The 20,037-nt window shown below is 31.3% G+C and carries 14 protein-coding genes; 6 read left to right on the top strand and 8 right to left on the bottom strand.

All coding sequences use genetic code 11. The features are described 5' to 3' along the window. Positions 1-1,110: 1,110 nt before the first annotated feature. The 3 genes from ACYEKI_RS19380 to ACYEKI_RS19370 all read right to left on the bottom strand — a co-directional run bounded on the left by ACYEKI_RS19380 (position 1,111) and on the right by ACYEKI_RS19370 (position 4,864). Positions 1,111-2,337, bottom strand: coding sequence for a tyrosine-type recombinase/integrase (locus ACYEKI_RS19380; protein WP_459212865.1), 1,227 nt, complete (start codon positions 2,335-2,337; stop codon positions 1,111-1,113). A 985-nt stretch (positions 2,338-3,322) separates the two neighbouring features. Beyond that, positions 3,323-3,469 (bottom strand): hypothetical protein, encoded by a 147-nt coding sequence (locus ACYEKI_RS19375; protein ID WP_459212864.1) that lies wholly within the window; start codon positions 3,467-3,469, stop codon positions 3,323-3,325. Positions 3,470-4,327: 858 nt separating this feature from the next. Next, positions 4,328-4,864: a DUF2911 domain-containing protein gene (locus ACYEKI_RS19370; RefSeq protein ID WP_459212863.1), complete on the bottom strand. Its 537-nt coding sequence runs from the start codon at positions 4,862-4,864 to the stop codon at positions 4,328-4,330. A gap of 268 nt (positions 4,865-5,132) precedes the next feature. On the opposite strand from ACYEKI_RS19370, the gene asnB reads away from it, so the two are divergent. The 6 genes from asnB (at position 5,133) to ACYEKI_RS19340 (ending at position 14,824) form a co-directional block, all read left to right on the top strand. After that, positions 5,133-6,797, top strand: a complete 1,665-nt coding sequence (gene asnB, locus ACYEKI_RS19365) for an asparagine synthase B (protein ID WP_459212862.1) — start codon at positions 5,133-5,135, stop codon at positions 6,795-6,797. Positions 6,798-7,017: 220 nt separating this feature from the next. After that, positions 7,018-8,958: a DNA topoisomerase (ATP-hydrolyzing) subunit B gene (gyrB, locus tag ACYEKI_RS19360; protein ID WP_459212861.1), complete on the top strand. Its 1,941-nt coding sequence runs from the start codon at positions 7,018-7,020 to the stop codon at positions 8,956-8,958. 110 nt (positions 8,959-9,068) lie between these two features. After that, on the top strand, positions 9,069-10,067 hold the full coding sequence (locus tag ACYEKI_RS19355) for a DUF6588 family protein (protein WP_459212860.1): 999 nt from the start codon (positions 9,069-9,071) through the stop codon (positions 10,065-10,067). A 103-nt stretch (positions 10,068-10,170) separates the two neighbouring features. After that, on the top strand, positions 10,171-11,097 hold the full coding sequence (gene mdh, locus ACYEKI_RS19350) for a malate dehydrogenase (protein ID WP_459212859.1): 927 nt from the start codon (positions 10,171-10,173) through the stop codon (positions 11,095-11,097). A gap of 166 nt (positions 11,098-11,263) precedes the next feature. Further along, a complete protein-coding gene (gene secDF, locus ACYEKI_RS19345) occupies positions 11,264-14,257 on the top strand; it encodes a protein translocase subunit SecDF (RefSeq protein WP_459212858.1) in 2,994 nt (997 codons plus the stop codon). 111 nt (positions 14,258-14,368) lie between these two features. Beyond that, the gene (locus tag ACYEKI_RS19340; RefSeq protein ID WP_459212857.1) at positions 14,369-14,824 is read left to right on the top strand and encodes a VOC family protein; all 456 of its coding nucleotides are present in this window, start codon (positions 14,369-14,371) and stop codon (positions 14,822-14,824) included. 101 nt (positions 14,825-14,925) lie between these two features. On the opposite strand, the gene rpe is transcribed toward ACYEKI_RS19340, so the two are convergent. From rpe to ACYEKI_RS19315, 5 genes are all read right to left on the bottom strand, one after another. Continuing rightward, positions 14,926-15,588 carry a ribulose-phosphate 3-epimerase gene (gene rpe, locus ACYEKI_RS19335; protein WP_459212856.1) on the bottom strand — a complete coding sequence of 221 codons (663 nt, stop codon included), beginning with the start codon at positions 15,586-15,588 and terminating at the stop codon, positions 14,926-14,928. A gap of 46 nt (positions 15,589-15,634) precedes the next feature. Beyond that, a complete protein-coding gene (locus tag ACYEKI_RS19330; protein ID WP_459212855.1) occupies positions 15,635-16,051 on the bottom strand; it encodes a BLUF domain-containing protein in 417 nt (138 codons plus the stop codon). A gap of 1,139 nt (positions 16,052-17,190) precedes the next feature. Continuing rightward, a complete protein-coding gene (locus tag ACYEKI_RS19325) occupies positions 17,191-18,054 on the bottom strand; it encodes a sigma-70 family RNA polymerase sigma factor (RefSeq protein ID WP_459212854.1) in 864 nt (287 codons plus the stop codon). Between the two features lie 201 nt (positions 18,055-18,255). Then, positions 18,256-19,479, bottom strand: a complete 1,224-nt coding sequence (locus ACYEKI_RS19320) for a hypothetical protein (RefSeq protein ID WP_459212853.1) — start codon at positions 19,477-19,479, stop codon at positions 18,256-18,258. Beyond that, on the bottom strand, positions 19,476-20,027 hold the full coding sequence (locus ACYEKI_RS19315) for an RNA polymerase sigma factor (RefSeq protein ID WP_459212852.1): 552 nt from the start codon (positions 20,025-20,027) through the stop codon (positions 19,476-19,478). Before ACYEKI_RS19315 ends, ACYEKI_RS19320 begins: the two co-directional genes overlap by 4 nt. Positions 20,028-20,037 lie beyond the last annotated feature (10 nt).

Raw genomic sequence — 20,037 nt, 5'->3', positions numbered from 1 at the left:
AATTGATTAGAAAACTAAAGCTACAAAATTTAACCAAATCCTTACGGTGATATACAGGTAAAATATATGGTTATTATATCAAGTGGTAGTAAAGAGTTAAAAGTATAACGATCACTTTAATCTTTGACATTTTACCTTATTACTTCTTGTCGTTGTGAATACCATTAATATTAAGTGATAAGTAGTTAGTGATGAGTAAAGAGTATAACTCAGGATCATCAATACAAGATCACATTAAACTTTACTGTTTTACATTCTACATTTTTACTTTTTGCCATTGAGACTACCATCCAAAATGAGGTTACTCCCAACACTATTAGAAGATACTACTAGAATTAAGTTGTTGTGAATACCATCAATATCAAGTAATAAGTAATTAGTGAGGAGTAAAGAGTATAGCTCAAGATCATATCATTAATACAAAATCATTTTAAACTTCGATATTTTACATTCTACATTTTTACTTCTTATCGTTGTGAATACCATCCAAAATGAGGTTACTCCCAACTTTAGCTTCTGGAGATACATTCGTAACGGTGTTGTGAATACCATCCAAAATGAGGTTACTCCCAACCTGGTTATGAAATGAGCTACGATAAGGACGGTTGTGAATACCATCCAAAATGAGGTTACTCCCAACAATGGATATGTTCGTCCTACATTGCTATCTAGTTGTGAATACCATCCAAAATGAGGTTACTCCCAACGAGATGGGATGCGAACCATTTTGAAATGCAGTTGTGAATACCATCAATATCAAGTAATAAGTAATTAGTGATGAGTAAAGAGTATAGCTCAAGATCATATCATTAATACAAAATCACTTTAAACTTCGATATTTTACATTCTACATTTTTACTTTTTATCGTTGTGAATACCATCCAAAATGAGGTTACTCCCAACGTAACACTGTTTTTAAAGGGGATAACCCCTTATAAACCCTATGATTTCTATAAAGAATAGGATTAAAAAAACAGTTAGTAACTACTATTCTCATGATAACAAAGATACATTTTTTCAATCCTAATAAAAACCAAGAAAATCTATAATGATTCTTTACAATTAATGCTAAAAAATATCCCCTAGATAATCTCTAAGGGATGATGTTTTTTAAGAGGCATTAGAGAAACTAACAACATCTTGTAGAGCTTTATCTGTAGTAGAATGGTCAAAATAACGTTGATAACCCATAGTAACATTAATATCAGAATGACGATAGAGTTTTTGTAAACTTCTCATTGAGATTTTATTTCCAGCAATAGTTCCAAAAGTATGCCTAGCAATATGGCAACTGACGTTTTTTTCGATTCCAGCTTTTTTACCTATAATCTTTAGATGATAGTTCATAAGGTTTTTTGTTGATTTTATTTTTTGATATATAGCTTTTTTGTTTTTAGTATCAATTCCTTTAAGGAAAGGAAATATATAATCATCATGGCATGTTTTTAAAGGCTTAAGATGTTCTAATATTCTAAGTACTTCTTCGGGTATTTGTAAAGAGTCTCTTTTTTGATTTTTACCCATTTCATAATATAAACGACCATCATGAATAACATTCCATTTCATTTTGATAACATCAGAGACACGTATACCTGCTAAGTAAAAAGAAAATAGAAAACATTGTTGAGTAAGCCAACGAGTCTTCATATAAGGGATTTCAACGGAGGCAAAACGCATTAATTCATCTTCAACTAATCCAATGCGATTAGGAGATTCTCCTTTAATTTTATATTTATACGTTGTACCAAAAGGATAGCAATCTCTAGGAATAACTTTATCCCTGATGGCAATATTGAAGATTTTACGAATGTAAGAAAGATTGGATTTGATGACACTTTTTTTATAATCGTTCATTTCTAAATAAGCGATGAAGTCTTTGATAAGTTTTGGTTGAATTTCATGAAAACCTATGTCTTCATTGCCAATATATTTTTTGAATCTTTTATTATTACAATCGTTATCAATATGAGTTGCAAATTCTTCTCTTTTTAACAAGGTTTCGACCTGTTCATTAGATACATCAAAAAAAGAAACATTGACGCGATTGTTTTTAACACGTTTAACTAAAGTATCAATATCTAGAACTCTATTTTCGATATTATGCTCGGTGATGATTTTTTGAGTTAAAGCGTGTTTTTGTTTTGCGAGTGAATTTAGATTTTCGGCAAAAGGATGAGAGCGACGAACTTCACTTTTTTTAGCATTCCAGTATTTTTCTTCTAGCCATTCGATATGGATATATTTAGGTTTGCCATCTTTGGTAATTCTTAACGCTAAGGAAAACTGACCATGTTTGTTTTTGTTACTTTTGTACAATAGAATTTTAAGGGTTGCCATAAAATGTTTGTTGTTTGATGAATTATAAAACGGGCAATCTAATATTAAATATCTATTAAAAAAATAATGAAATTACATACATTCAAATGAATTCTTTGAAGTTTTTGTAAAGGTATATTTTCTTGTTTTATCAGTGTTTAAGAGCTTTTTTGTGTATCTCAATACATATTTATTCCTTTTACGGCAATGGGAAAAAGAATAAGCTTAATAAGGCTAAAATGTTTTTTTGAGTGATAAATGAATAATAATAAATTAATTAGTTTTGAGTGAAATTCGTTACTTCGACTCCGCGATCGAATTAATCTAAAATCAACTATCGTTAATCTTAACTCTGTATTCGACATTCATTATTATATTTTAATTCACCCACAACTTTTGAAACTGAACCATTAGCCATACACAAAGGTTAGTTATCCTGTCTTTGTCCTACACGAGTAATCGCTGTTCTAGTAATATTTAAAAATTCATTTTGAGCAGTATATTCTACTTCAAGTCCGTTGTTAGGAACAGAACCAACTCTACTCACATAAGTTCTTTGAGATAGTCTTCTATTGCTATAGATTTGTCTGCGAGTAATACGACATGTAGTAATATTACCATCTTTGATTCTAAAGCCTAAACCAGTAATGATTTGATTATAAGGTGCCGCATACCAAAATTCTAAACTATGATTTGGTGCTGACCCAAATTTATATTGTCTTCGTGTACCTAGAGTACCGTTGCTGTATAAATACCTACCTTCTAGAACTAAAGTTGTAATTTCTCCACCTTTTGCTCTACCACCAATACCTGTTAATACATAACCAGCAGGAAGACGTCCGTCAACTTCAAGACCTGAATTAGATGTAGTTCCTAAACGAATTTCTTGATCATCTATGATTTGACCACCTACTTGCTTTTGTATAGATTCATTAGCAATGATTATAGCATCTGTAAAATCTATACCTTGAACTTCAGGTTCATTAGTAATAGGATTTATAGGAACCTAAATAATTTCTTCATTAGCTGTATTTTCAACATCTTGTTCTAGAGTAGATATAACTACTTCATCTTTTTGAAAAGATATAATAAATAATAAAGATGCTAATACTACATAGTAGCTTTTGATTGATACAATTGATTTGTATGACATTGTTTTGTTTTTTGTGATTTTGCCTACTCCAATAAAGACTTTTCAGCTACCGTTTATTGTGCGCTAATTTGTAATGCTTTTTTATAAAGAATTAGAAGAACTTGTATAGAGGGGAAAAAACAAAAAAACATGATTAATAATAAGATTTTAAGAGTTGTATTTATTATAACAATTTTAAGGTAAATATATGGTAATCAATATGTGTGTAAACAGTATGCTTTTTAAGGAAAAATACGCAAAAATGTAATTGATATCATTGCAAAATGTGACATTGTATAAAAACATGTAAAAAGTGATATGTTAATCACTTAAAAATCAACGATAATTATTGATTTTATTGGGCTTAGGGGAAATGCCCCCAAAATAATAGCAAAATACTGTAGGATAATTTTGTATAGAAATAGAGATAAGATATTGTAAATGTGTTCTTTGTCGATAAAAAAAGACTGTATGTCTAAAAGGTTAAAACCGTAATGTTAAAACTATTTCAATAAACAGTAGAGAGTGTTATATTTGTATAACTAATTAATAATAAATACGTTATGGGGTTATTTTACACTAAATTTAAGTTAACTTTTAAAGTCGTAATGGACTTTTTAAAAGAATTACCAAGCGCATCAAGTCATGCGATTCATAGATAGTAGTATTACCATACTAATTTGCAGTATTAATCATAGCACAACGTCATATTAATTATTCCCCAAACAGTAATATGATTGATACTAAAAAGTATGAGTAATAATTGTCTAGAATAATGAAGGTAAAGAAAGATTGAAAAATCTCTAAATTTCTTGAAAAAATAAAGAGCTCACTTTTAAGTGAGCTCTCTTAATATTATAACTATTGAAATGTTATTCTTTATTTAAGCGTAAAAGGAATTTCTACACGAGAAGTATCCCAACCTAAAACTAAGCCATAACCTTTATCAATATTTTTAAATCCTATAGAGAAAACTTCTAATTCTGATCCTTTGGCAGCAGGAACTTTAATTCTTACTGCATCCTTACTTTGATCATAGCTATAAGCTCCCCAAATATCTAATTGATTACTTAAAATCACTGTCCATTCTTTGTCACCAGGAATTGTAAATAAAGAATAAGTTCCAGCCTTAATATCTTTACCGCCAATTTTCATATCTTGAAAAAGTTTAATTTCTGTAGCCTCATCTGCTCCAGTTCTCCATACTTTTCCATAAGGAACTAACTCACCAAAGATAGTACGTCCTTTTTTCTGAGGTCTGCTGTAGATTACTTTAATATGCGGGGCAGCTCTTCTACCAGGCTTAGCATATACTATATCTGTTGGACTTTTTTGTAGACCTGCAAAATCTTGTGCTTGCACAGAAGTAGTCATACTAATTAAAGCTATCAAAGCAGCAAATAAAATTTTTTTCATGATAATCTGCATTTAGTTTATATGTTTTATTGTTGTAAAAGTACAGTAGAACTTACAATTTAAATGTTAAGATAATACTATTCTATGTTAAAAAAAGAGAAAGTAACAGACTGTTAGTAGAAAATCAACTATAGTTACTTAAACATTTATTTTTATATGTTTTTTGATGTTTTGTGTTTTAAAATGAAAGTATATTAATGTTTTTTGTTTTAATAATGTAACTATATATGCAATTTTGACCTATCAATTAATATAAAAATAGAAAACAATGTGTGGAATAGTATGTGCATTTGAATTAAAGGAGAAAGCAGAAGTATTGAGACCTCAATTATTAGAAATGTCAAAGAAGATTAGACATAGAGGTCCAGATTGGAGTGGGATATTTCATAATGATAATGCTATTATGGCACATGAGCGTTTGGCTATTGTAGATCCAGCTTCAGGTAAGCAGCCTTTGTTTAGTCAAGATAAGAAATTAGTGTTAGCTGCCAATGGAGAGATTTACAACCATCAGGAATTACGCAAGCAATTTGAAGGAAAGTATGATTTTAAAACTGCATCTGATTGCGAAGTGATTTTGGCTTTATACAAAGAAAAAGGTGCTAGTTTTATAGATGAACTTAACGGAATTTTTGGCTTTGCCGTATATGACGTAGAAAAGGATGAATATTTAGTAGCTAGAGACCATATGGGAATCATACCATTATATATGGGTTGGGATGCTAACGGAACCTTTTATATAGCTTCTGAGTTAAAAGCTTTAGAAGGTGTTTGTACCAAAATAGAATTGTTTCCACCAGGACATTATTTGTCAAGTAAGGATGGAAAATTAAAGAAATGGTATGTAAGAGATTGGAGTGATTATGAAGCGGTAAAAGATAATCAAACAAGTATAGACGAAGTAAGAGAAGCCTTAGAGGCTGCAGTTCACAGACAGCTAATGTCAGATGTACCTTATGGCGTATTACTTTCAGGAGGATTAGACTCTTCGGTTACTTCGGCTATAGCAAAAAAATATGCAGAGAAACGTATCGAGTCGGGAGATACTGCCGAAGCATGGTGGCCTAGATTACATTCTTTCTCTATAGGATTAGAAGGATCACCAGATTTGGCAGCTGCACAAAAAGTAGCTGATCATATAGGTACGGTACATCACGAAATTAAATTTACAATTCAAGAAGGACTTGATGCGATCAAAGATGTAATTTATCATCTAGAAACTTATGATATTACTACCATAAGAGCTTCTACGCCTATGTATTTAATGGCAAGGGTGATTAAATCTATGGGAGTAAAAATGGTACTTTCTGGAGAAGGTGCAGATGAATTATTCGGAGGATATTTATATTTCCATAAAGCACCAAATGCGCAAGAATTTCATGAAGAAACAGTGCGTAAATTAGATAAACTACATATGTATGATTGTCTAAGAGCTAATAAATCATTAGCAGCTTGGGGAATAGAAGGACGAGTACCGTTTTTGGATAAAGAATTTATGGATGTAGCAATGCGAATTAACCCACAAGATAAAATGATTAATGGAGAACGCATGGAAAAATGGGTGATTAGAAAAGCATTCGAATCTTACTTACCAGAAAGTGTAGCATGGAGACAAAAAGAACAATTCTCAGACGGTGTTGGTTATAGTTGGATAGATACCTTAAAAGAAGTGGTAAACGAACAGGTAACAGACGAACAACTAGCTAATGCTAAATATAAATTCCCAGATCAAACGCCAACAACCAAAGAAGAATTCTATTATAGATCAATTTTTGCAGAGCATTTCCCATCTACAGCTGCTGCTTTATGTGTGCCTCAAGAACCGTCTGTAGCATGCAGTACAAAAATCGCCTTAGAATGGGATGAAGCGTTTAAAAATTTAAATGAACCATCGGGTAGAGCAATAGCTCAAGTGCATGTAGATGCATATTAATGAAAAGATTAACAATAAATAAGAATATTTCAAAAAAGCATCACCTTTTAGTGATGCTTTTTTATGTGTTTGAAAATCAGTAGAAAGAAAAAGATTATAGATAGAAACTAAAGGATTTTGTTAATAACTTATGTATTCTATTTTGGTGATATATTATGATAATAGCTTGCTTTTGTTATATTTGCTTGTTACGAAAATTGTTTAAACACAATTAAGATTTATGAGTGAAGAAGTAAATAACAAGCAGTATTCAGCAGATAGTATCCAAGCGCTTGAAGGAATGGAGCATGTACGTATGCGTCCATCAATGTATATTGGAGATGTAGGAGTGAGAGGTTTACACCACTTAGTATATGAGGTGGTAGATAACTCAATTGATGAAGCATTGGCAGGACATTGTGATACGATTGAGGTTACTATTAACGAGGATAACTCTATTACTACACGAGATAATGGTAGAGGAATCCCTGTAGGAATTCATAAAAAAGAAGGTGTTTCTGCATTAGAAGTTGTAATGACTAAGATTGGTGCAGGAGGTAAATTCGATAAAGATTCTTATAAAGTTTCAGGAGGTCTTCACGGGGTAGGTGTATCTTGTGTTAATGCATTATCAGATTCATTAAAAGCTACAGTTTACAGAGACGGTAAAATATGGGAGCAGGAATACGAAAGAGGTAAAACATTGTATCCAGTTAAAGCTGTAGGAGATACAGATCAAACAGGAACAATAGTTACTTTCTTACCAGATAAAAGTATATTCCAGCAAACAACAGAATATAATTATGATACTTTGGCAAGTCGTATGCGTGAGTTAGCATACCTTAATAAAGGAATCAAAATAACACTTACAGACCGTAGAAATAAAGATGATAAAGGAGAGTTTATCAGCGAAGTTTTTCATTCTGAAGAAGGTCTAAAAGAATTTGTAAAATACTTGGACGGAAATCGTAATTCGATTATCGGACATGTAATTGCTATGGAGGGAGAAAAAAATAATATCCCAGTAGAAGTAGCGATGATATATAATGACTCCTATGTAGAAAATTTACATTCTTATGTAAATAATATTAATACACACGAAGGAGGAACACACTTATCAGGATTTAGAAGAGGATTAACATCTACATTGAAAAAATATGCAGATTCCTCAGGTATGTTAGATAAGTTGAAGTTCGAAATTGCAGGTGATGACTTTAGAGAAGGATTAACAGCAATTGTTTCTGTAAAAGTAGGAGAACCTCAATTTGAAGGACAGACTAAAACTAAGTTAGGAAATAGAGAAGTTACTTCGGCAGTATCTCAAGCAGTATCAGAAATGCTTGAAAACTATTTAGAAGAAAATCCTAATGATGCCAAAACGATTATCCAAAAAGTAATCCTTGCAGCTCAAGCACGTCACGCGGCTAAAAAAGCTCGTGAAATGGTACAGCGTAAAACTGTAATGAGTATAGGAGGGTTACCTGGAAAACTATCTGATTGCTCAGAACAAGATCCTGCTTTATGTGAAGTATTCCTTGTCGAGGGAGATTCGGCAGGTGGAACTGCAAAACAAGGACGTGATAGAAATTTCCAAGCAATACTACCATTAAGAGGTAAGATTTTGAATGTTGAAAAGGCTATGAATCATAAGGTTTTTGAAAACGAAGAAATCAAAAATATCTTTACTGCTTTAGGAGTTACAATTGGTACAGAAGAAGATAGTAAAGCGCTTAACCTTTCAAAATTACGTTATCATAAGATTGTAATCATGTGTGATGCCGATGTCGATGGTAGTCATATTTCAACATTGATTTTGACATTCTTCTTTAGATATATGAAAGAATTGATTGAGAATGGACACGTATATATTGCTGCACCACCATTATACTTGGTGAAAAAAGGAGCCAAAAAGCAATACGCATGGAATGATGATCAACGAGATCAAATCGTTAGAGAGTTTGGAGAAAATTCAAAAATCCAGCGATACAAAGGTCTTGGAGAGATGAATGCAGAGCAGTTATGGGATACTACAATGAATCCAGAATATCGTACGTTGCGTAGAGTAACAATAGATAACTTAGCTGAAGCAGATCATGTATTCTCTATGTTAATGGGAGACGAAGTGCCACCACGTAGAAAGTTTATAGAAGACAATGCGATTTACGCAAATATCGATGCGTAGGTTAATATAATAAAGAAAGAAAAGAGGTTGTTATCGCGATAACAACCTCTTTTTTTATGTCTAAAAAGGTGTAATTTTGATCCCAAACAAATCAAATACCAAATCTATAAATGAAGAAATTATTAATGATTCCTATGCTTTTTATGGTAGGAATAACTTCGGCACAAGTAAATATTGACCAATTATTAGAAACCGGAATAGGAAATGCACAACGATTTAGTGAGTCATACTTTGCTCCTGTAGGAGAAGGTGTAATCGATGGAATCTCTAACGGATGGTATAACTCTGGAAAAGCAAAGAAATTATTTAGATTCGAAGTAGGAGTTGTAGGGAACTTATCTTTTGTTGCAGACGAAGAACAATCTTTTGAATTAAACATTAATGAATATGAAGATTTAAGTTTTAGAAATGGAACAACTAGTGCTACGGTCGCTACAGTTTTTGGAGAGAATGAATCAGATGTGACAGTAGTCGTAAATGAAGGACAATTAGGAGAGTTTGAAATTACCTTACCAGACGGAATAGGAGATACAGGGATTAATTTTATACCTACTGGATTTCTACAAGCAAGTATGGGATTACCTAAAGGGTTCGAAGTAAAAGCTAGATTTTTACCTAAAGTTAAAACAGACGATACAACATTTGAACTGTATGGTATAGGGGTTCAACACGAATTGACAAACTGGATTCCAGGATGGGATGTGTTACCCATACGTATTTCAGGAGTAATAGGATATACCAATTTAAAAGGAAGTTATGATTTTAGTGAAGATAGTGTGATCTCAGGATCAGGGCAAGAAATTGAATTTGATGCAAATTCTTGGTTATTTTCGGCAGTAATTTCGACTAAGCTTCCAGTAATTAATTTTTATGGCGGAATAGGATATGTTACAGGAGAAAGTACTACTGATTTAAAAGGGACATATGAAATACAAAGAGGAAGCTTGATAAATCAAACACTTGTAGATCCTATTAGTGTTTCTCATAATAATTCAGGAGTAAAAGCAACTGTAGGAACAAAATTAAAATTAGGATTCTTTGGCATTAATGCCGATTACAGTTTTCAAAAATATAACAACTTAGCAATAGGTTTAAATTTCGGGTTTTAAGAGGATTGATAATTAACCTTTTGTTGAGAAAAGAAATCAATGAAGAATTCGTATTTTCGCAGTGAAAAATAAAATTTAATCAAATCATTTAAAAAATATATACATGAAAGTAACCATAGTAGGAGCAGGTGCTGTAGGTGCAAGTTGCGCTGAGTACATCGCTATCAAGAATTTCGCATCAGAAGTAGTAATCTTAGATATTAAGGAAGGATTTGCAGAAGGAAAAGCAATGGACTTAATGCAAACTGCTTCTTTAAATGGTTTTGATACAAAAATCGTTGGTACTACAAATGATTATACAAAAACTGCAGGAAGTGATATCGTTGTAATTACAAGTGGAATTCCTCGTAAACCAGGAATGACTCGTGAAGAATTAATCGGAATCAATGCAGGAATTGTTAAGTCAGTATCAGCAAGCTTGATAGAGCACTCTCCAAATGCTATTATGATCGTAGTAAGTAACCCAATGGATACGATGACATATTTAGTGCATAAGACAACTGGATTACCAAAGAACAGAATCATTGGTATGGGTGGAGCATTAGATAGTGCACGTTTCAAATATAGATTAGCAGAAGCTTTAGAAGCTCCTATCTCTGATGTAGATGGAATGGTAATCGGTGGTCACAGTGATAAGGGGATGGTTCCTTTAACTCGCTTAGCTACAAGAAATAGTGTACCAGTATCAGCTTTTATTTCAGAAGAGAGATTAGAGCAAGTAGCTGCAGATACTAAAGTAGGAGGAGCTACATTAACAAAATTATTAGGAACAAGTGCTTGGTATGCTCCAGGAGCAGCTGTATCAGGTCTAGTTCAAGCAATTGCATGTGACCAAAAGAAAATCTTCCCATGTTCAGCTTTATTAGAAGGAGAGTATGGATTAAATGATTTATCTATTGGAGTACCAGTTGTTTTAGGTAAAAATGGAATTGAGCGTATTGTTGAAATCGAATTGAGTGATGCTGAAAAAGCAAAATTACAAGAGAGCGCAGAAGGAGTTAAAAAGACTAATGGTTTATTAGAATTGTAAGAACAATCCTATTCTTTTAACGAAATCATTAAGAATTTTTTATAAAATTGAAAAGATCGCTCATGAGGCGGTCTTTTTTTATTCAAAAAGTAATTGATAATTAGTTTTTGAAATCCTATATTTGTCCGTTTTATAAAAATGACCAATTTAATTTTAATTAAAAATAATGCAGAATAAAGGACTTGTTAGAGTATTTGCAATATTGTTTGGTCTGGTATGTATTTATCAGTTATCCTACACATATTTGACTTATACTAAGGAAAAAGAAGCTGAGATTTATGCAAGGAATAAATTTCCTGATGATAGCAGCTCTAAATTAAGAGAAGCAGCAGAACGTAACTATTTGGATTCTATCGGAAAGAACGAGATTTTCGCTGGAATTACTTATAGAGATGCTAAGGCCAAAGAATTAAACAAAGGACTTGACCTTAGAGGAGGAATCAATGTGATTCTTCAAATTTCTGTAAAAGACATCTTAAAAGGGTTAGCAAATCAAACTAAAGATCCTGCTTTTCATCAAGCTTTAGACAAGGCAGATGAAGCTCAAAAAGATGGACAAAATACGTATGTAGAAGATTTCTTTACAGCATTTGAAAGTATTCCAGATGCAAAATTAGCTTCTCCTGATATTTTTGCAAACAAAGAATTAAGTGATGTCATTAACTTTGAAATGACTAATGCTGAAGTTAAACCAATATTAAGAAAGAAAATCGATGAGTCTATTACTTCTGCTTTTGAAGTATTACGTAAGCGTATCGATAAATTTGGGGTAACACAACCAAATATTCAGCGTTTAGGAGAATCTGGTCGTATTCTTGTAGAACTTCCTGGAGCAAAAGATGTAGATCGTGTTAAGAAGTTATTACAAAGTACAGCACAATTAGAGTTTTGGGATGTTTATAAAACATCAGAAATGGGAACTTTCTTATTTGCTGCAAATAATGTATTAAAAGAAAAAGCTAGAAAAGCTAAAGAAGCTGCAGCTCCTAAAAAAGATTCTACTGCTAGTGAAGGAACAGATGTAAATGATCTTTTAGAAGAAGCTCAGGATTCTACACAAGTAGGTGAAGCTAATCCTATATTTGAATTATTCTCACCTCAATCTAGAGCTGGTGGAGCAATTTTAGCAACAGTAGCACTTAAAGATACGGCACAGTTTAATGCATATTTAAGAGATCCTGCAGTACGTAGTTTATTACCAACAGAGCAACGTTATGCAAAATTTGTATGGAGTAAGCCTGTAAAAGATAGCGAACTTGTAGATCTTTATGCTTTAAAAGGAAATAGAGAAAACAAACCACAATTAAGTGGAAACGTAATCGTAGATGCACAACAGACTTATGAGCAGATAGGAAATAGAGTTGCTGTATCTATGCAAATGGATGGTAAAGGAGCTAGAATCTGGGAAGAAATGACTGGAAAAGCATTCCAAAACCAAAGTAATATTGCTATTGTTCTTGATGACGTAGTATATTCTGCTCCTGGAGTTTCTAGAGGAGCAATTTCTGGAGGAAGAAGTGAAATCTCTGGAGATTTTACAGTAGAAGAAGGACAAGATTTAGCAAACGTATTAAGAGCAGGTAAATTACCAGCTTCTGCAGATATTATTCAAAGTGCTGTTGTAGGACCATCTTTAGGTCAAGAAGCTATTGATAGTGGTATCAATTCTTTCTTAATTGCATTAGCATTAGTATTAGTATGGATGATTTTCTACTATGGTAAAGCTGGTTTATTTGCAGATATCGCATTAGTAGTAAACATCTTATTTATCTTTGGAGTATTAGCAGGATTGAAAGCGGTATTAACTTTACCTGGTATAGCAGGTATCGTATTAACGATAGGTATGTCGGTTGATGCAAACGTACTTATCTTTGAGCGTATTAGAGAAGAGCTTTCAAAAGGAAAATCACAAAGTGATGCTATTAAGGATGGATTTAGTAATGCATTATCGTCAATTCTTGATGCCAACATTACTACAGGATTAACTGCATTAATTTTATTTGTATTAGGAACAGGACCAATTAAAGGTTTTGCAACTACATTATTAATCGGTATTGGTACATCTTTATTCACGGCAATCTTTGTTACAAGATTATTTATTGATGGATATGGTAAAAACGGTAAATCTCTAGAATTTGCTACAGGAATGACTAAAAACTTATTCCGTACAATCAATGTAGATTTCTTAGGTAAGCGTAAATTAGCTTATATCGTTTCAGGTATATTTATTGTTATTGGTTTAGGATCATTATTATTTGGATCTGGATTAAACCAAGGAGTAGATTTTAAAGGAGGTAGAGACTATATTGTTCGTTTTGCAGGAGATGCTAATCCTACTCAAGTAGCAGCTGATTTACAAACTGTATTTGGAAGCGCACAAGCAAAAACTTATGGAGCAGATAATCAATTAAAAATTACTACTACATACAAAGTAGGAGAATCTGGGCAAGATGTAGATGCAGAGATAACAAATAAATTATACAATGCATTGAAACCTCAATTGACAGAAGGATTAACTTATGATGAGTTTGTTAATGGTAAAGATGGTAAGCAAGTAGGAATTATGGCTTCTATGGAAGTTGGACCTACAATTGCTGATGATATCAAACAATCTTCTGTATGGGCAGTATTAGGATCATTAATAGTGGTATTCTTATATATCTTATTAAGATTTAGAAGATGGCAATTTAGTTTAGGAGCTGTAGCTGCAGTATTCCATGATGTATTAATCGTATTAGGAATTTTCTCTTTAACTTGGAAATTCATGCCATTTAACATGGAAATCGATCAAGCATTTATCGCGGCTATCCTTACGGTAATTGGATATTCATTAAATGATACCGTGGTAGTATTTGATAGAATTCGTGAGTTCTTTAAAGAACATTCTGATTGGCCATTAGCAAAAATGGTTAATGGAGCATTAAATAGTACATTAAGCCGTACATTGAATACCTCTTTAACAACATTGATTGTATTATTATCAATCTTTATTTTTGGAGGTGAATCAATTCAAGGATTAATGTTTGCATTAATTGTTGGGGTATTAGTGGGAACATACTCTTCATTATTCATTGCAACACCTGTAATGTTTGATACAATTAATAAAGTTGGTCTTAAAATAAAAGAAGAACCTAAAGAAGAAGTAGCTGTAGAAGCTTAATAAAACTTTAGTTGAGATAAAACAGAGTCGTTGCATTATTGCAACGACTTTTTTATTTAATATTAATTGATGATGATTATATTTAGGGAACTAAGTTTTTAAATTTTAAAAATGAGAAAAATATTAAGTTTAGCAACCTTTATCATAATTGCTCAATTAAGCTTTTCGCAAGTGAAGAATCCTGTAGAAGATGATTCTGATATTTTGGGATTACGTACTACTATCTATAAAGTGTCTGATCTAGAAAAAGCTACAGTATGGTATACTAAGGTTTTTAACACAAAACCATATTTTAAAGAAGTGTATTATGTAGGATTTACTATAGGAGGGTATGAACTAGGATTGTTGCCAGAAGAGCCTTCTAAGAGTGTAAAAACAGCAAATGTATTAAGTTATTGGGGAGTAAATGATATAGAAAAAGTATATAAGAAGTGTATTGATATGGGGGCAACAGAGCATGAGAAGCCGACCAATGTAGGAGGAGAGATTAAAACAGCAACTATAAAAGACCCTTGGGGAAATATAATAGGATTGATTTATAACCCAGAATTTAAGACAAAGAATTGATAGGTAGCGAATCTTAAAGCATGAAAAAAGTGATAAATAAATAGATTAAAAAAAGCGTTATAAAAATTATATAACGCTTTTAGTATTTATATAAGTTGATATTACGAATTTGCAATTGCTCTAAGATCTTTAATTGTAGCTATTTGATCATCGCTTTTAAAAACATAACTTCCTGCAACTAATACATCGGCACCCGCATCTACAAGCTGTTTTGCGTTTTTATTAGAAACTCCACCATCGATTTCGATTAATGTATTAGCATTATTACGGATGATAATTTCTTTAAGAGCACTTACTTTTTTATACGTATTTTCGATAAATGATTGACCTCCAAAACCAGGGTTTACACTCATGATACAAACTAGATCAATATCATTAATTACATCTTCTAATAAGCTTACAGGAGTATGAGGATTGATTGCTACACCAGCTTTCATGCCTTCGGCTTTAATGGCCTGTAAAGTTCTGTGTAAATGAGTACAAGCTTCATAGTGTACTGTTAAGATATCACTACCTAAATCGGCAAACGTTTTGATGTATCTATCAGGATCAACAATCATTAAATGTACATCTATTGTTTTATTTGCATGTTTAGCTATGTCTCTTAATACAGGCATACCAAAAGAGATATTAGGGACAAAAACACCATCCATAATATCAATGTGAAACCAGTCTGCCTCACTCTGGTTGATCATCTCGATGTCACGTTGTAAATTGGCAAAATCTGCAGCCAATACTGAAGGAGCTATACGTTTTGAAGCCATAAAAAATTGTGTTGTTATTTGTGTGGCAAAAGTAGGTATTTATCTCTTAATATGAAGGTGTAAAATTAAGGAGTTTTATTGCTTGATATGATATGAAAGTGTATAACTGAGGAATATTAACTGCATTAAAATCTAGGATGCGTTGTAACTCTTGAAATGCTATTGTTTTGTTTTTGGTGATGATGTTAATGTCAAACTGATTAAAATAACTATTTTCATTAAGAGGTTGATCATAGATCTTAATCACGTTATAGTGTCTTTTATCAGTGCAAATTTTTTGATATAAGGTTTCTACTAGAGAAGGGGATCCTTCTAGTATCTGGAAAAAGGTATTATTAATATACACAATGCCCCCTTTTATATTATTTTGATTGTTGTATTGCTGTATCGATTGTAAAAGAGATTTTATTTCGGAATTATCAAGCGAAGTAGCATTACTAACAAAACTAATAACTTTTGTCATTGGTGATGATTTGTTGACATTAAAGGTATTAAAAAGTTATATTTTTTTATTACGCGTAGACCGTATTATTTATACAGCTTTTGAATGTAATTATAGAAGAAAATTAATGGATCAATCTCAAAAGTTGTTTGTGAATTATAATTATGAATAGTAAATGTAGATTAATGATTATCCAATATTGAATATAGAAATTTTAGATAGCTAGAAAAATAGGGATCAGTCTCAAAAGTTGTGGGGTGAATTAAAATATAATAATGAATGTCGAATATAGAGTTAAGATTAACGATAGTTGATTTTAGATTTATACATATCATAGGGCTTGTCTGGTCACTGGCTCAGTCGAAGTGATAGTACTTAAAACTAACTAACCAACTCCACAACAAAAAACCTTTTAGATTTTAGATTCAATCCCACTCATCGCTAATCACTCATCACTCATACAAAAACACAATAATTAGTCTTGATCCAGAATCCTTTTATATTTTAGGTTTAGCGTTTTACATTTTAAATACTATTACGCTTATCTCTTGTAACTAATCATTCTTCATGTATAAAAAACACAATAATTGCTTTTGATTTGATTAAGTGGGAGAAGATGATAAAGTATATAAAAATGAAAACCTCCGGTAATCAGCCGGAGGTCCATTCATCAATCAAAAAACGAACAGTTATGTTATGAAACTGTTTGCAATCGTTACTTAATTAAAAGTATATTTTGAAAGCATTTAATATAATGCTTTGTTTGTTTCATTATTGTGATACAAATATATAAAAAAATAATTGTTTGTTGTATGTGTGAAAACCGTAAAATGGTATTTTTTTTGAAAAATTTATATTTTTTTTGAAAACAAAGGATAATTAATTGTAAAAAAAATAAACCTTAATGTGTTTTACTTGTTTTAAAATCAGAGAGTTAAATTATGTGCTTAATAATTGTTGCGTTTTTATTTTATGAAAAAATTAAGAGGTAATAATTAATAAAAATCTAAAAATGACTAAAAAACTATGCTATTTAAAATGGAATAGAAGAACTAAAAGGAATATAAAAATGAAAACCTTCGGTAATTAGCCGAAGGTTCATTCATCAATCAAAAAACGAACAGTTATGTTATGAAACTGTTTGCAATTGTTATTTAGGCTTATCCTAAATATGTTTTCAATATTTTACTACGAGATGTATGTTTTAATCTACGTATAGCTTTTTCTTTAATTTGACGTACACGCTCACGAGTTAAATCAAATGTTTCACCTATTTCTTCTAATGTCATAGGGTGTTGATCTCCTAATCCAAAATATAAGCGAATAACATCAGCTTCACGTGGTGTTAATGTTTCTAAAGCACGCTCAATCTCTGTACGTAATGATTCGTGTAATAATTCACGATCAGGGTTTGGTGATTCACCAGAACGTAATACATCATATAAGTTTGAATCTTCACCTTCTACAAGAGGTGCATCCATACTAACATGACGACCAGAGTTTTTCATTGACTCTTTTACATCATTAATAGTCATATCTAGTTCTTTTGCAATCTCCTCAGCACTAGGCGGACGTTCATGAGATTGTTCAAGAAAAGCATAAGTCTTATTAATTTTATTAATAGAACCAATTTTGTTTAATGGTAAACGAACAATACGAGATTGCTCTGCCAATGCTTGTAAGATAGATTGACGAATCCACCATACGGCATAAGAGATAAATTTAAATCCTCTAGTCTCATCAAAACGCTTAGCAGCTTTAATTAATCCTAAGTTTCCTTCGTTAATTAAATCAGGAAGTGTTAATCCTTGATTTTGATATTGTTTTGCAACAGAAACTACGAATCTTAAATTGGCTTTAGTCAACTTTTCTAGAGCTCTCTCATCTCCAGCTTTAATACGTTGAGCTAATTCTACTTCTTCGTCTGCAGTAATCAGATCTACTTTTCCTATCTCTTGTAGATATTTATCAAGCGATGCTGTTTCACGATTGGTTACCTGCTTCGTAATTTTTAGTTGTCTCATCTATCTCCTCCTAAAGTTTTATATTTCATAAACATTTATATGCTTACAATAGGTTATACGTAGATTTTGATTTAAATGTTACAAAAAACATGATAATTATTTCTTTTTTATTAAAAATAACATGTATAAGACTAAAACCATTCTATGCAAGAAACAGCATAGAACGGTCTATAAAGTGAAGAATAAGGATTATGTGAAAAATTAAAATCTGTATTCAATTCCAGATTGTAGCTGTAATAAGTAATTGTTTGTATTTGTGTTGTTTGTAGGTTGCGCGTTAAGTTTTAAAATAGGATCAAAATTGAAATAAAAACGATGAAATAGTTTAGTTTGTAGGCTTAACCCTATATTGAAAAGTATACTCTTTTTTGTTAGATTATTTTGAGTTCCTGTGATTGATAAATTTTCGTTATTTAGAATTCTTAATTCATTTTCTTTTAATGTTAAATAGCTAAAACCACCAATAAGTGAGGCTTTAATTCTTTTATTGATGAATGTATACTTTACTTCTAATGGTATTTCTAAATAAGTTATTTCTTGATTTAAATCTATCGTTGAATTATTATTTAATAAAGCATTGTTTTGTAGTGTAGCATTGGATAATGAAGAAATAGTAATGCTACTAAGGTCAATGTCGTTATATGTCTTTGTTGTTAATAAACGATGAATACCTATTCTAAAAATAATACGAGATGAAGCATTATAATTAAGATATAATCCATAATTAAAAGAAGTTTGATTCTTGATATGATAAGTATTAAGACGAGTATCTAAATTGCTATCTGTATTAAGTATATTGTTATGAGTTAAATTACTTTGTAGGTAGATACTCCATTTACTTTGTTTTTTGGTTGGTATAGGAATTGTATCAATAATAATTTCTAATGGTTTTATTACTTCTATAGTTTTTAGGTTTATCGAAGTAAAAAGAATAGAGTCAATAGGCTTTATAGAAGTAATGTTTGAAATGTTCCTTGTTTGTGGAAGTAGAGTGGTGTTTTTAGAATGATTGAAAGCTGTTCTTTGAGTTACATTATTTTGAATAGAAGTTTTTTTCTTTTGTATTGTAGATATATTTGAGTATTGAATAGATGATGAATCTAAAATTTCTGACTTTGTTAATAATAATGTATCTGTACTTGTGATTACATTATTTATTTGTTGATTAGTAGTACAAGGAATATTTGAATTTTCTAGAGACATAAATGTAGTGGTAGTTCCTTGTTGAAAGAAATTTTTAAAAATAAATAATGAAAATAAAAGAGCACTAGATCCCAATAAAACCCATAAAAGGATTCGATTTTTTTTGTTTTTCTGTTGTGGTAATTCAGCAACTATTTTATCCCATACTTGATTGTCGGGTGACAAAGTATACTCTTGTAACTGTTCTTTAAAAACTAACCCTATATCTTTTTTATTTTTCATGCAATCGAATTTGAATAGGTTTTTAAAGTTGTTTCTTCTCTTAATTTTTTCTTTAAGATTGATTTTGCTCTATGTAGATTTGATTTAGAGGTGCTTTCAGAGATTGATAATAGAGAAGCAATTTCTTTATGAGAATAATCATCCAGTTCGTATAAATTAAAAACAAGTCTATATTGATCAGGTAGCTGCTGTATTAAATTTAATATAGTATGTAAGGGAATTTGCATAGATTCTGCATCTACAGAAGTATCAGATAAAAGTTCATCTTTGATAACTATATTAGAAAAACTACCCTTATTATATTTTGTAATTGCCTTATTAATAGCTATACGTTTCATCCATCCTTCAAAAGAGCCTTTGCCTTTATATTTTGAAATTGATTTAAATATTTCTATGAAAGTATCATGTAGATTATCTTCCGCTTCCTCTGTATTACGGCAATACTTTAGACATAAAACATATAACGTATCCTTATATTTTTGATACAAATCACTCTGCGCTTTCGCATTATTCTTTTTACAAGCTTTTATGAGTTGATTTAAATTCAATTAAGGAATA

Origin of the sequence: Aquimarina rhabdastrellae (assembly GCA_947387485.1) — a bacterium.
Lineage (GTDB): Bacteria > Bacteroidota > Bacteroidia > Flavobacteriales > Flavobacteriaceae > Aquimarina.
Note: the sequence above shows the minus strand (reverse complement) of the source record. Positions and strands in the feature narration are given on the sequence as shown.